Genomic DNA, 13026 nt, shown 5'->3' with positions numbered 1-13026 from the left:
AGAAGCCGCTTCTTTTGGTGTCGGTGGTCGGGGGCCTCTCGAGTTCTCCATTCAGCTGGCGGAGCTCTCGTTGAAGAGTGTGGCGAGGCCGTCGAGGAGGCGCTGGAGGCCGAACTCGAAGAGGGCGTCGAGATCGAAGTCGTAACCAGCTGTGGCGAGGTGGGAGAGTGTGGGGAACCGGCCGGTGCCCAGAATGGCCAGGAGTGCGGGCTCCTGGGTGTCCATCCACTCCTCGCTGTCGAGGCCGCTGTGCGCCTCGGCCTCCCGCTCCGTCTCCAGGTTGACGGCGATACCGCGGGCGTAGTTGAGCAGCATGAGGTGCGCGGTGAAGGCGGACTGCAGGTCGAGTCCGTGCGCGTGCAGGGTGGCAAGCATCCATTCGCTGTACGGCAGTGCCGAGGTGATCATCTGAGGGCGGGTCACCGACAGGGCCGGTGCGAGCCACGGGTGGCGGCGGAACAGGTCCCAGAGCTGCCGGGCCGCCAGTTCGATGGCCTCCCGCCAGCCCTCCGGAGGGTCGGTGGGCAGCGGGTGCTCCGCCATGACGCTGTCCATCATCCGCATCAGCAGGTCGTCCTTGTCGGCCACGTGCCGGTACAGCGACATGGTCGCCACCCCGAGCTCGGCGGCCACCCGGCGCATCGAGACCGCGGTCAGCCCCTCCGTGTCGGCGACCGTGACGGCGGCACCGACGATCCGTGCGAGCGTGAGCGCTCCTTGGACCGAGGACGGCCCGCCCGGGCGGGCGGCGGCAGCGGGTCGGGCGGCCCGCACCGGGCGGCTCGGGGCTGTCACGACCGTCCCGATGCCCGGGACGACGCGGACCATGCCCTCGCGGCGCAGTTCGGAGAGCACCTTGGTCGCGGTCGCCATGGCGACGCCCCACTGCCGGGTGATCTCGCGGGTCGAGGGCACGCGATCGCCCGACGCCAGTTCGCCCGTATTGATCCGCTGCCGCAGTTCGGCGACGATCTGGCTATAGCGCGGTACTGCCTGTCCGCCCACCGACACCCCTCCGCACTAGTGCACCTGGATAGGTGCCATCCTAGCCTCCGACACCGTGCGAATCCCCGCGTGCGAGCACCACCCCGCCTCTCCGCACTAGTGCAGTGTTGCCCAATACCGCATGAGCCGAGGTGATGTCATGCTTGCAAACTACTGTGCGTACGGCGTACGCTCGCATTATGTCGAATGACGAGATACTCATCTGTGGTGCTGGCATCGCAGGGCCCGCGCTGGCGTACTGGCTACGAAAGGGAGGCTTCACGGTCACGATCGTGGAGCGCACGCCGGCACCCCGGCCGGGCGGGCAGACCGTGGATCTGCGCGGCGCCGGCCGCACCGTGATCGAACGGATGGGCCTGATCGACCGGGCCAGGGCGGAGAGCGTGGACCAGCGCGGCCTCGCCCTCGTCGACACCGCCGGCCGGACCACCGCCCGACTGCCCGCCGACAGCTTCGGCGGTGAGGGGATCGTCTCCGAGATCGAGATCCTCCGCGGCGACCTCGCCCGTCTGCTGTACGAGGCCACCCTGCCGGACACGGAGTACCTCTTCGACGACACCATCACCGAGATCGATCAGGACGCGGACGCGGTCACCGTCACCTTCGAGAAAGCCACGCCGCGCCGGTTCGCCCTCGTCGTCGGCGCGGACGGTCCGCACTCCGTGGTGCGCGCGCTGGCTTTCGGCCCGGAGCAGGAATTCGTCCACCCGATCGACCTCTACACGGCCTGGTTCACCGCCCTTGACGACCTGAACCTCGACGGCTGGTTCCTGATGCACAACGCGCCCGGCGGCCTGGTCGTCTCCGCCCGGCCCGGCCGCCTCCCCGGCGAGATCAAAGCCGGCTTCAGCTTCCGCTCGCCACCGCTCGCCTACGACCGCCGCGACGTCGCAGCCCAACAGGAGTTCATAGCCCGGCGCTTCACCCACGTCGGCTGGGAGACCCCACGCCTGCTGCGGGCGATGCGCACCGCCCCGGACTTCTTCTTCGACTCCATGGGGCAGGTCCGCCTCGACAGCTGGTCGCGCGGCCGGGTAGCGCTGCTCGGCGACGCCGGATACTGCGCGACCCCGCTGACCGGCCTCGGAACCAGCCTTGCCCTGGTCGGCGCCTACGTCCTGGCCGGTGAACTCGCCGCCGCCGAGGGCGACCACGATGTCGCCTTCCGCCGCTACGACACGGTGATGCGCCCGTACGTGAGCCAGGCGCAGCAGCTGCCGCCCGGCGGAGCCGCCGGGTACGCACCGTCGGGCCGGCTCGGCATCCGGCTGCGCGACCTTTCGATGCGGTCGATGTCCCGCTGGCCGATGCGGAACCTGCTTGCCGCACAGTTCACCAAGGCCGGGGACATCGCGCTGCCGGAATACCGTCTCGCCGCGGACATCCCCCACCAGATGAGCACCAGGACAGAGGACTGATCGAGCGGCCCGGCCTGACCCGAAGATCACAAACGGGGATCGGTGCTCGTCCGGGGGTATCTGGCCGATCAGGCGCGGTCGTGGAGAGTGACCTGGTAGCCGTCGGGGTCGGCGAAGGTGAATGTCCGGCCGAAGGGGCCGCCGATCGGTGCGGAGACGATGGTGTGACCGTCTGCGACAAGAGCATCGTGAATGGCCTGGACGTCTGTGGCGTGGAGCCAGATCGCGGCACCGATGCCGGGCTGAGCAACGGATGCGAGATCACATCCCCGGTGAGTCGTACGAAGGCCGTGAGTGCCTCGTCATCATCACGAAGGCCCAGATCCTGGCAGTGGCCCTCGTAGCTAACCCGAGGTTCCGGGATGCGCGCTTCGGCAGCCTGTCGCTCGGCACATCTACCGAGCTGCGTGCTGCTCTTGGGCCGAATTTTCGGCCGGGAGTGAGGCTCAGCTGCGATAAGTGCCTCGCGGGATGCCACGGCCTCAACCGAAACTTCGATGGGTCGACACACGGCTGATCGACAGTAACTGGCCGGACGAGACTCGGCGCTGCCGCAGAGTCGCGCTTCCGCGTGCTGGTCGTTCTCGTGGTGCACCCACGAGGTGCTTCACCCCCGTGCCGGTGACACCAGCTCACCGCCACTTCAAGGAGACAGCCTCTAGCGGAGGATCCCTGCGGGCGCGAGGCCGACACGCCGTCACCGCCCCTCGACTCGACCTTCGTCTGAGCATCCCTGCGGGCGAGGGGCCGACTCCCGACGAGGACGACGGCCACGTCATCGGAGCATCCCCGCAGACGCGGGGTCGACCTGATCCGGGACCACGCCGCCCGCCTTCGCCGCGTCGGCCCGGTACCCGTCGGCTACATCCACGGCGACAACCAGCCGAGGAACTGGCTGTGGTCCACGAGCGGGCTCGCCCTCGTCGACTTCGAACGGTCCCGGCCCGCCGCCCGCGTCCAGGACTTCGTCATCCTCGACCACCCAGTGGGCCGACCATCCGGACCGCGAGAAGGCGTTCCTCCGGTCCTACGGGCGGGAACTGTCCGACGCCGAGCGGCACGCGCTGCGCTGCCTGACCGCGCTGGACGCGGTCAACTGCCTGGCCTGGGGCCCGGACAACGGCGACGCCGAGGTCACCGCCCGGGGCCGGCGGACCCTGGACCGGCTCGTGAAGGAGGACCGGCTGTGAGCGCCGTACACCGGAGCATCGGGAACGTCATGGTCCTGCTCCAGCGTCCCGGCGACGGTCGGATCCTGACCGTCCGGCACCAGGCGTCGTCGTGGCACTCCCCCGGGGATGCTCACGGTCGTCGGAGGGCGCCTCGAGGACGGCGAGTTCCTCGACGAGGGAGCGGCGCGCGAGCTCGCCGAGGTTATGTGAGCAACGTCTGTGTCCCACTGGAAAGTGTCTCATCTGTGGTGTGGGAGTCGGCAACGTCTTGGCCAGGCGCTGACTACAGGAGGCCGCCCCGGCCCGGAGAGTGGGCCACCGACGGAATTCTCCGACCTGCGGTGTTGCCGGGCGTGGGGTGGCTGTTTCCCGGCAAAGAGTGGTGCGCCTTCCCACGCGGTGCGGGCGGCCCTGCTAGCCCGGTGTATCCGGGTCCTTGCCGCCCCGTTCCTGCCGGGATGCGAGGTTGTCGCGGGCAGTGAGGGTGTGGGGGTGGTCGGCCCCCAGCACGCGCAGGAAAAGGCGGCCGCGGCATGGCCGGATATCGGTGACGCAAGCCTAACCGATCTCTTCTGACCCATCCATGAATGCCGGGGGCCCCGGCCATTGCAGACGGACGGGGCCCCTGGCATTGGTCAGGCATAGTAGACGGACCACAGCCGGGAGAGACCGCTGCCGCACGTGTTCAGGCTTACGCGATGGATCGCCCCTGATCCCGCGACAAGACAGGTTTTGGTTGCATAGTTGATCAGCTGCTCCCCCTCCGGGGAATTGATGCTGTGCACTGTCCACAAGGCTGCCGGATCGTTGGCCAAGCACGGCCTCATCGTCGGCTGACCGTTGCGGGCGACCAAACAAAGCCTGTCACCAACGTTTTGCCGAATTTCGGTCAACGTTTCATAGGTATCGACCATCAGCCAGGTCTGATAGGCGCCACCGTTGCAGGTTGTCGTGTAGGGCCCGTAGTCGGCCCTGTAGTCGAGGCACTCCTTCAAATTATAGGCCGCGCTGTTCACATGCATGTACGCCATCCCCGCCGCCTGTGCGGGTGCGGTACCGAGGCCCCAGCACAGCGCAGCGGCCGCCGCACCTATGGCGGTAATCTTCTTCAGCACGTGTCCTCCACGTTTTTGTGGCACGACGTCTACCAAGGGAGATTAAAGAGGGCTACCAGCAGGCGTGGCAACCGCTCAACGAGCTCGATCCGCCGCCTGTCCGTGTTCGAAGTGACCACGCTCATCGGACGGTTGCCAGTACGTCCCGGGTAGGGCTCCATCGGCTCGCAGCCGGCGTCCCGGAGTTCGACGGTGGCCGAGGCGTGATCGGCCGTCGGTCACCCCCGACCTGTCTCTGGCCTTCGCAGAACCCGCCGCAGCCCATTTCGTCGGTGGCCCAGGGTGGTCCGGGGGCGGGGCGGGTTGTCAGGTTGGGCGCAGTGCGCGGACTACTCCGTAGCTGGAGTCGGAGAGCTGTGACCTGAGCTTTCCGGCGTCTTTTTCTAGTTCGGCATTGCGCAAGGCCAGGATCTGGATCTGGTTGGCGTAGGTCGCTGTGGTGTCCTTCAACTCCCTGGCCTCGGCGGCGTGCTCCTTGCGAAGTGCGCGTCCCTGCTTGCGCAGGCGGGCGACCTCGGCCTTGAGCTCGTCGACTTCGGGACGCTTGACCTCAGGGGCAGAGAGGATCTCTTTGATCGCGGGGGCGACCGGCGAGCGGTAGTAGGAAGCTCGTGACACCCCGCCCTCGGCGGCGATGTTCACAGCTGTAACGGAGCCGTCGGTGACCGCCGGGCGGCCGTCCATGAGTCGTTCGAAGGCCCGCATGATCTGCCGGTCGATGTCGGTGAGCCCTCCGTGCTCACGAACCAGACGGGCGAAGACGCTATGGGTGATGCTGCTGGTGGTCATGCGGGCGTTCCTTCCTCGTCACGAAGCTCGACGATCAGCTGGGTGAGCGTCGACAGGTGTTCCTCGATGGCGATCCGCTGGAAGGTGGGAACGTCGTCCGTGCGGGCGAACTCCTCGGCAGCCAGATCACGGGCCCGGGCCATCCCGGGCAGATGAACAGACGAGCGGCGCGCGTTCGGGCAGGCCAAGCACGCGTTGAGCATGGGAAGCGGTCGGCCGAGGGACTTCGCGCGTTTGCCGCAGACGGCGGATGCGGCGTGGTGGAAGCAGTCGTTGAGGATGCCTGGATGCAGGGTGCGAGTGAGGTGTCGAAGCGCGGCTCGCAGCCGTTCGGGACTGGCGACCGTGCCGGGCAGATCACCCAGCTCTGCCCGGATCCGGTCGAAGTCAACTGCCACGCGGCTAGGGCCTGTGTGACGTCGTGATCAATCTTGCCGATCCGGATCCGTCTGGAGTGCGGATCCGGTAGGAAGACAATCGTGACGCGCAGGCAACTCACCGACGAGCAGTGGCAGTTGATCGAGCCGTTCCTGCCGATAGGCGAGTACGGTCCGTACCCTGAACGGCTGCGTGAGCAGTTCGAGGGAGTGATCTGGCGGTTCCGCACCAGCAGCCAGTGGCGGGACATGCCGGGCGAGTTCGGGCCGTGGCCGACGGTCTACGGCCGCTTCCGGGTCTGGCGGGACGCCGGCGTCTTCACCGCACTGCTGGAAGGTGTGATCGCTGAGGCCGCCCGCCAGGGGAAGATGGACTTGTCCCTGGCCAGCGTGGACTCCACCACCGCCCGCGCCCACCACGACGCCGCCGGGATGCGCATCGGCAAGGAGGTCATGGACGCCCTTGAGGAAGCCGCCGCCGACCAGGAACGGGCCCGGCAAAAGGGGGCAGTCCGCCGGAACAGAACGGACAGGGCGGAAGCGACGCCGCCGGCCGGGAAGAGCGGCGGCACATCAGGCGACGGCGCAAGCTCCGTCCGAAGGAAGCCCTGCTCGGCAGGTCCCGTGGCGGGCTGACGAGCAAGGTCCATCTCGCAGCGGACCGCAAGTGCCATCCGTTGTCGTTCGTTCTGACCGCAGGACAGGCCGCCGACAGCCCGCAGTTCGTCCCCGTGCTGCAGAAAGTGCGGGTCCGTCTGCCTGTCGGCCGTCCCCGGACCCGGCCCGACGCTGTCGCCGCGGACAAGGGCCTACTCATCCCACGCCAACCGCTCCTACCTGCGTAAACGCAACATCAAGGTAGTCATCCCGGAGAAGAAGGACCAGGCAGCCAACCGGAAGAGGAAAGGCAGCCGGGGCAGCCGGCCCACAGGTCACGACGCCGATCTCTACAAGGAACGGAACACCGTCGAGCGCCTGATCAACAAGCTGAAGGCCTGGCGGGGCATCGCAACTCGATACGACAAGACACCCGAGAGCTACCTCGCCGGCCTCCACCTCCGCGCCTTAATGATCTGGATCAACGACCTTCTGAAGGCAACCGGCTGATCACAACGTCACACAGGCCCTAGCCCGGCAGCCGGGTTGGTGATGTCCAAGGCGGTCGCCAGCAGGTTGTCCCGCGCGCCCCCAAGCGCTTCAAGAACACGCTCGGGGCTGCGGCCGGTGGCCACGACCTGATGGCCGGCGGCGAGGGCCTGGCGGGCGACGTCCATGCCCAGACCGCGTCCAGCGCCGGTGATGAAGAAGACCTTGCTCATGATCAGGGTGCACTCCAAACCGAGACGGGAAGGAAGACCAGTTAGTGACATTCTGTGACCCACTGGGATTTCCGGCAGCCGCTACCGCCAGGGCTCCGGTGGATGCCGGGCGCGGCCGACCGCTTCGAGATCCAGGAAACCGCAGGCCCACGAGCGGAAGAAGGGTCTGCAATTACAGGTACTGACAGGGCCCCCACACATGCGCCGTCCCGACCTAACCTGTAATCTGTGAGTACTGAGAGCGACATCCGCGAGTTCCTGGCCTTCCGCCGTTCGTCACCCTCGACTTCGACGCCATGGAACTCCCCGCCCAGCCCGGCCTCACCCTCACCGCATACAGCGCCGCACCCGACACCCCGGAGCGCGACTCTCTCCAACTCCTCGCCAGCTGGGCCGCCACCCCCGACCGGCCTCTGCCCGCTGCCGACCTCAACGCCCGCGAGTTCCCTCCGGGCAGCTGACCAGAGCGGCTATCACTCGTCGCCCGCTCGGCACTGACGAAGGTTGCTTGAGCCTGGATCCGCCGCGCGGATCGGCAGGCTGTGGACAATGAAATAGAAGAGGTGCCCGCTGACCTGGGATGAGCTCCTGCGCCCTCAGCAGTTTCACGAAGCCTGGAATCGATGATTTCGGCCAGCGGTGCCGCGAGCGGGAGTGGCAACGTCAACCCATGGGTCTCGTGTGGACGGTTGTGCCGTCCTTGACCTCGACGAGTCGGTGGCGGATCGTGCCGCTGCGCCGGAAACGTTGACGACTCCTGCGGATCGGCGCGCGAGGCTCGTCGGTCAGTCGGGTGTCTCGATCGAGTCGGCCGGCGCGGATTCGTCGGCCGGTGCGGACCGCCCGATGTCGTTATTGATCGCGGCCCAGCTGGCCAGCAGGTTCAGGGCGTCCTGGGAGGGGGAGGCGGGCTCGGCGGTGTAGGTGAGGAGTACCTGGCTGGGGCCGTCGCCGAGTGGGAAGGTCTCGAAGGGCAGGTCGAGGTCGCCGACGACCGGGTGGTGCAGGAGCTTCACGCCGGTGGTGTGCATCCGGACGTTGTGGGCGGCCCAGCGACGGCGGAAGTCCTCGCTGCGGGTGGACAGCTCCCCGATCAGGTCCGTCAGCCGCCGGTCGTAGAGATCGCGGCCGGCCTCGGCGCGCAGCATAGCGACCGTGTCGCCCGCGACCTGGTCCCAGTCGCGGAAGAACTCGGTCGCGTGCGGGTCGAGAAAGACGAACCGGGCGTTGTTGGGCGGCCTGGCGGGGTCGGCGTAGACCGGGGAGAACAAGGCGCGCCCGAGGTGGTTGGCGGCCAGAATGTCCCCGCGTCCGCTGAGGACGAACGCCGGTGTGCCGGCCATCGAGTCCAGTACGCGCTGCACGGCGGGCCGCACGCGCTGCTGGGCGGGCCGGCGGCGCGGCGGACGAGTGGTGCCGGCGCCGCGCAGGAGGTGGAGCAGGTGAATTCGTTCGGCCTCGTCGAGCTGCAGCGCTTGCGCGATGCCGTCGATGACGCTCTCCGAGACGCCGGTGGCGTTGCCACGCTCCAGCCGGATGTAGTACTCGCTGGAGATGCCCGCGAGGAGGGCCACCTCCTCGCGGCGCAGCCCGGTGACCCGTCGGCGCTCTCCGCCGTACGTAGGCAGTCCGGCCTGCTCGGGGGTGACCTTGGCCCGTCGCGTGCCCAGGAATTCCCGGATCTCTGCACGGAAATCATCGCGGATGTCATGGTTGGTGCCGTAAGGGTCGTTTCTACCTGCCATGGCTCCACTCTACGAGCGCTTCCCGCCGACTAGGGGTCCCTGTCAGTGACCCCCTCATCAGGGACTCCCACACTGCCGCGCCAACGGGTTCTGTTGGTGGTGCACCGCCCACGGCAGTGCGAACGGCTCGGACAGGGCGGCGCTTGGGCCGCCGGCCTCCAGGCCCCTCGGCGGCGCTGTCGGCGCCGCACGCATCACCACCGCACACACCGGGTGCCGGATCACGGCGCCTGAAAGGACCCCCATGAGCAAGGTCATTCTCGTCACCGGTGCCGGACGCGGTCTGGGCACGGACATCGCCCGCCAGGCCCTCGCCGCCGGCCACCAGGTCGTCGCCACCGGCCGCCGTGCCGAAGAGGTCGAGAAGACCCTGGGCGGACCGCGGGACAACCTGCTGGTCACCAGGCTCGACGTCACCAGCCTGGAGGACGCCGGGACCGCCGCGCAGGCCGCTGTGGAGCGCTTCGGCCGCATCGACGTCCTGATCAACAACGCCGGTAATTTCTTCGCCGGCTACTTCGAGGAGATCTCGCCCGCGCAGATGCGCAAGCAGTTCGAGACCAACCTCTTCGGCCCGATGAACGTCACCCGCGCCGTCCTGCCGATCATGCGCGCACAGCGCTCTGGCCACGTCATCACCATCACCTCGACCGCCGGCCTGGTCGGCATGGAGTTCACCTCCGCCTACGCCGCCTCCAAGTTCGCGGAAGAGGGCTGGATGGAGTCCCTGCGCCACGATGTCGAGCCGTACGACATCCACACCACGCTCGTGGAGCCCGGCTACTTCCGCACCGAACTCCTCGTGGACGGCTCCACCACCTGGCCCGAGCTGTCCATCGACGACTACGCCCCGCGCACCGGCCCGACGATCGAGGGCATGAAGAGCCTGAACGGCAAGCAGCCCGGCGACCCCGCCAAGCTCGCCCGCGCCCTGCTCACCATCGCCCGGCAGGAGAAGCCGCTGCCGCGCTTCGTCGCCGGTGCCGACGCCATCGAGGCCGCCGAGGCCAAAGCGAAGGAACTCCTCGCCCAGGCTCAGGCATCCCGCGAACTGGGCGGCAACCTCTCCTACGACGACACCCACGTCTGAACACCACGCCCCGCACCCGGCCGAGGCGGGGGACCGCTACCGGGTGCAGTCTTCGACAGCATGGAGAGGCAGCATGCCACTCAAAGGCGAGTACGAGCCGAGCAGGGCACAGTTCGTACGTGACCTGGTGGAGCTGTACGAAAGTTCCGGCGGCACGGAAGGAACGACGCTGCAGGACCTGCCCGTCGTCATCCTGACGACCCTGGGCGCGAAGAGCGGCAAGATCCGCAAGGTCCCGGTCATGCGGGTGGAGCACGACGGTTCCTACGCCGTCATCGCCTCCATGGCAGGAGCCCCCAGCCACCCCATCTGGTACCACAACGCGGTGGCAGATCCCCGAGTCGAGCTTCGGGACAGCCCGCTACGCCAGGACATGCTGGCACGCGAGGTGACCGGGGACGAGAAGGCCGTGTGGTGGGCCCGAGCCGTCGAGGCTTTCCCGGACTACGCCGAGTACCAGAAGAAGACGGACCGTGAGATCCCGGTCCTCGTTCTGGAGCCCGCTGCCCAGAAGCACTGACGCGGCACAACCGCTCAGCCTGGGGGTCCCTGCCGCCTGCTGAACGAAGCCATGCATGTCCAGCGCCCTCTACGTCGATGCCGTCGGCGCCGACCGACGACGCCCACGCCTGAGCAACACGCCCCCGGCCGAGGCTCCGGCGCGCACCCGCGGCAGCTGACCCGCTACCTGGGGAGCGGCGCCTGCGCCGGCAGCGCGCGGACCTTCTGAAGCACTGCCCGCCGGCTGATGGCACACCGCACTGACAACGACCACCGACCGCGCCTGAAGAACGTCACAACAAGGGGTACCTGATGAAGCACGTAGCACTGGGTGGGCTTGATGTAAGCCGCGAAGCGCCCGAAGACTGCAAAACTCGCAGGCAACGACGAGTTGCGTGAATACGTGCAGGAACGGCTCGCCGGCAGCGTCCGCCGCCCCGACAACACGATCGTCGCCGGGCCCAGGACGCCCGCGTGGAAAGGGCTGAACAAGCCGCATCGGCAGGACAGACGATGGGCGACGGCATGGAGCCCGGAGCAGATCTCGCACCGTCTCCCTGTCGACTTCCCCGATGATGAGTCCATGCGCATCAGCCACGAAGCGATCTACCAGGCGCTGTTCATCGAGGGCCGTGGCGCGCTCAAGCGGGAACTGGTCATGTGTCTGCGTACCGGCCGGGCGCTGCGGACTCCCCGTGCACGGTCGCAGAACAAACCGCAGGGGCATGTCACCGCGGACGTCATCCTCAGTAAACGCCCCGCCGAGGCCGCAGACCGCGCGGTCCCCGGACACTGGGAAGGAGATTTGATCATCGGAACGGGCCGATCCGCGATCGGCACGCTGGTCGAGCGCAGCAGCCGCTCCACGCTCCTGGTGCACCTGCCCCGGCTCGAGGGCTGGGGCGTGATTCCGCCGGTGAAAAACGGCGCCTCGCTCGGGGGCTATGGCGCGATCGCGATGAACGCGGCGCTCACGACATCGATGACCCGGCTGCCCGAGCATCTGCGCAAGAGCCTCACCTGGGACCGCGGGAAGGAACTCTCCGCCCATGCCCAGTTCGCGCTTCGAAATCCACCGCGAGCCCGTCGGCAAACGCGTCAAAGCAACGCTCGTGCTGGCCGACGACCCCGGCGGAGACGCGGCCGGCCGCCAGATGATGTGACCACAGCCCGCCGCAGTAGCCTTTGCGGCGGAAGCGCAGGTCGGAGCACCACCGAGTGTTGTTGAGGGAAGAAGTGGCGAAGAACAACGGTCCGGCCCGGGACAGCCAGTTTTCGATCGTTAGCGCTGCCACCGACGGCATCCGCGTCCTGACCGTCCGCGGCGAGATCGACCGGGCCACCGCCCCCGACCTCCTCAAGGCCCTCACACCGGACGACGACACCACAGCCATGCGCATTATCCTGGACTTGAAGGACGTCACCTTCATGGACTCCACCGGCATCAACACCCTCCTCACCGCTCACCAGACAGCCCAGCGCACCCATGGCTGGCTGCGCCTGGCCGCCCCCACCGAAGCGGTACTGCGGGTCATCCAGATCGTCCGCCTGGACCACCTCATCCCCTCCTACCCCACCCTGCGCCAGGCCCTCCACCCCTGACCCGCCCCGCCGCGCCTGGTAAAGCGCGGGCCCCGATCACCCGAGGCGCGCCCGCACACCCCGACCGCCCTGCTCCTTCTTCCTTCCGGCCTGGTGGGGTGGGGGCGTGCTGAGAGGGATGTCAGTATCCCGGGCTGCCGGCGGCTGCTTTCTGGTCTGGGAAGACGTCTGAGCCCCAGCGAGGACGGGGTACCCCATGCCCTCCCCACTGCCCTACCTGATGTCCTCCCCCATGGCCTACCCGTTGGGCTACCTTACGTCCTCCCTCCCGTACGCCGGTGGCCATCCACGGCCTGGCGGCCGCGCTCGCGGGAGGGCTGGCTGTGTGGAGCGGCGTGCGCAGTTAGCCGGTCTCGGGCTGGAGTGGGCGGCGTGGGAAGGGAGCGCGGGAGCCGGGCCGAAGAAGGCTCACGGCTGATGATCGAGTGGACCCGCGAAGGCATGCCCGCCTACGGCTGGTACTGGCATGAACCCCCCTCGGCCACAACTGACCCCCTCGGCAGCAAGCAAGCACGTAACCGGACCGCACAACCGTCGTTGGGTATGGCGCACCGTATTTCCCGTATCCCCGTGGAATGCGCGAGCGAGCCTCCGGTCTGTTGGGCGCCGGAGGCTCGCTGCCATTTGACCCCGCGTTCCCTGGCCGTCAGTGCTGCGGGTGAAGTAATGCAGGTGTCTGCATGCCTCGCACTCGCGCTGCTTCCCCGGCCCGATGGGGATCGCTGGCCGGGGAGCCGTGCGTTTAGGTCTTGTCCGGGATGGTGTCGTCGATGATGATCTGCGGTTGCGGGTCGTCCGGGCTTCTGGCGGATTTGATCTTGTCGACCTCGGGAGCGAGGGCGTTGTATACCCGGCGGGAAGCGGCAGTGTTGTCCTTCTCGCCGTTCCATTTA

Annotated in this window: 10 protein-coding genes and 6 pseudogenes; 9 read left to right on the top strand and 7 right to left on the bottom strand. The window is 68.0% G+C overall.

Features of this window, described 5'->3' with window-relative positions:
- Window positions 1–51 precede the first annotated feature (51 nt).
- Complete coding sequence (locus tag ACFYXC_RS37545) at window positions 52–1005, bottom strand: TetR/AcrR family transcriptional regulator C-terminal domain-containing protein (RefSeq protein WP_389557138.1); 954 nt, start codon at window positions 1003–1005, stop codon at window positions 52–54.
- Window positions 1006–1184: 179 nt separating this feature from the next.
- On the opposite strand from ACFYXC_RS37545, the gene ACFYXC_RS37540 reads away from it, so the two are divergent.
- Window positions 1185–2423 (top strand): FAD-dependent monooxygenase, encoded by a 1239-nt coding sequence (locus ACFYXC_RS37540; RefSeq protein ID WP_389557136.1) that lies wholly within the window; start codon window positions 1185–1187, stop codon window positions 2421–2423.
- Between the two features lie 68 nt (window positions 2424–2491).
- Here the strand turns inward: ACFYXC_RS37540 and ACFYXC_RS37535 are convergent.
- Window positions 2492–2692: pseudogene (locus ACFYXC_RS37535) on the bottom strand (VOC family protein); the annotation flags it as partial.
- Window positions 2693–3156: 464 nt separating this feature from the next.
- Here ACFYXC_RS37535 and ACFYXC_RS37530 point away from each other — a divergent pair.
- A pseudogene (locus ACFYXC_RS37530) lies at window positions 3157–3366 on the top strand (phosphotransferase); the annotation flags it as partial.
- 355 nt (window positions 3367–3721) lie between these two features.
- Entirely contained in the window at window positions 3722–3805 is an 84-nt protein-coding gene (locus ACFYXC_RS37525) for a hypothetical protein (RefSeq protein ID WP_389557169.1), read from the top strand.
- A 425-nt stretch (window positions 3806–4230) separates the two neighbouring features.
- Here ACFYXC_RS37525 and ACFYXC_RS37520 read toward each other — a convergent pair whose 3' ends face one another.
- From ACFYXC_RS37520 to ACFYXC_RS37510, 3 genes are all read right to left on the bottom strand, one after another.
- A complete protein-coding gene (locus tag ACFYXC_RS37520) occupies window positions 4231–4710 on the bottom strand; it encodes a ricin-type beta-trefoil lectin domain protein (protein WP_389557134.1) in 480 nt (159 codons plus the stop codon).
- 306 nt (window positions 4711–5016) lie between these two features.
- Complete coding sequence (locus ACFYXC_RS37515) at window positions 5017–5499, bottom strand: hypothetical protein (RefSeq protein WP_389557132.1); 483 nt, start codon at window positions 5497–5499, stop codon at window positions 5017–5019.
- Window positions 5496–5897: a hypothetical protein gene (locus ACFYXC_RS37510; RefSeq protein ID WP_389557131.1), complete on the bottom strand. Its 402-nt coding sequence runs from the start codon at window positions 5895–5897 to the stop codon at window positions 5496–5498. Before ACFYXC_RS37510 ends, ACFYXC_RS37515 begins: the two co-directional genes overlap by 4 nt.
- 81 nt (window positions 5898–5978) lie before the next feature.
- Between ACFYXC_RS37510 and ACFYXC_RS37505 the strand changes: the two are divergent.
- A pseudogene (locus ACFYXC_RS37505) lies at window positions 5979–6983 on the top strand (IS5 family transposase).
- A gap of 35 nt (window positions 6984–7018) precedes the next feature.
- On the opposite strand, the pseudogene ACFYXC_RS37500 reads toward ACFYXC_RS37505, so the two are convergent.
- Window positions 7019–7195: pseudogene (locus tag ACFYXC_RS37500) on the bottom strand (SDR family NAD(P)-dependent oxidoreductase); the annotation flags it as partial.
- Window positions 7196–7437: 242 nt separating this feature from the next.
- Here ACFYXC_RS37500 and ACFYXC_RS37495 point away from each other — a divergent pair.
- Window positions 7438–7656 (top strand): annotated as a pseudogene (locus tag ACFYXC_RS37495) (hypothetical protein); the annotation flags it as partial.
- Between the two features lie 324 nt (window positions 7657–7980).
- On the opposite strand, the gene ACFYXC_RS37490 reads toward ACFYXC_RS37495, so the two are convergent.
- The gene (locus ACFYXC_RS37490) at window positions 7981–8940 is read right to left on the bottom strand and encodes a helix-turn-helix domain-containing protein (RefSeq protein ID WP_389557129.1); all 960 of its coding nucleotides are present in this window, start codon (window positions 8938–8940) and stop codon (window positions 7981–7983) included.
- 244 nt (window positions 8941–9184) lie between these two features.
- On the opposite strand from ACFYXC_RS37490, the gene ACFYXC_RS37485 reads away from it, so the two are divergent.
- From ACFYXC_RS37485 to ACFYXC_RS37470, 4 genes and pseudogenes are all read left to right on the top strand, one after another.
- Entirely contained in the window at window positions 9185–10030 is an 846-nt protein-coding gene (locus tag ACFYXC_RS37485; protein WP_389557127.1) for an SDR family oxidoreductase, read from the top strand.
- Window positions 10031–10103: 73 nt separating this feature from the next.
- The gene (locus ACFYXC_RS37480) at window positions 10104–10550 is read left to right on the top strand and encodes a nitroreductase family deazaflavin-dependent oxidoreductase (RefSeq protein ID WP_389557126.1); all 447 of its coding nucleotides are present in this window, start codon (window positions 10104–10106) and stop codon (window positions 10548–10550) included.
- A 327-nt stretch (window positions 10551–10877) separates the two neighbouring features.
- Window positions 10878–11597 (top strand): annotated as a pseudogene (locus ACFYXC_RS37475) (IS30 family transposase); the annotation flags it as partial.
- 170 nt (window positions 11598–11767) lie between these two features.
- Window positions 11768–12133, top strand: coding sequence for an STAS domain-containing protein (locus ACFYXC_RS37470; protein WP_389557124.1), 366 nt, complete (start codon window positions 11768–11770; stop codon window positions 12131–12133).
- Window positions 12134–13026 lie beyond the last annotated feature (893 nt).

The sequence above is a fragment of the Streptomyces sp. NPDC002701 genome, from assembly GCF_042889045.1.
In the GTDB taxonomy this organism is placed as follows: Bacteria; Actinomycetota; Actinomycetes; order Streptomycetales; family Streptomycetaceae; genus Streptomyces.
Note: the sequence above shows the minus strand (reverse complement) of the source record. Positions and strands in the feature narration are given on the sequence as shown.

Coding starts and splice junctions, on each gene's coding strand:
- ACFYXC_RS37540 (WP_389557136.1), top strand. CDS start 1,185: ATGTCGAATGACGAGATACTCATCTGTGGTGCTGGCATCGCAGGGCCC.
- ACFYXC_RS37525 (WP_389557169.1), top strand. CDS start 3,722: ATGCTCACGGTCGTCGGAGGGCGCCTCGAGGACGGCGAGTTCCTCGAC.
- ACFYXC_RS37515 (WP_389557132.1), bottom strand. CDS start 5,499: ATGACCACCAGCAGCATCACCCATAGCGTCTTCGCCCGTCTGGTTCGT.
- ACFYXC_RS37490 (WP_389557129.1), bottom strand. CDS start 8,940: ATGGCAGGTAGAAACGACCCTTACGGCACCAACCATGACATCCGCGAT.
- ACFYXC_RS37485 (WP_389557127.1), top strand. CDS start 9,185: ATGAGCAAGGTCATTCTCGTCACCGGTGCCGGACGCGGTCTGGGCACG.
- ACFYXC_RS37480 (WP_389557126.1), top strand. CDS start 10,104: ATGCCACTCAAAGGCGAGTACGAGCCGAGCAGGGCACAGTTCGTACGT.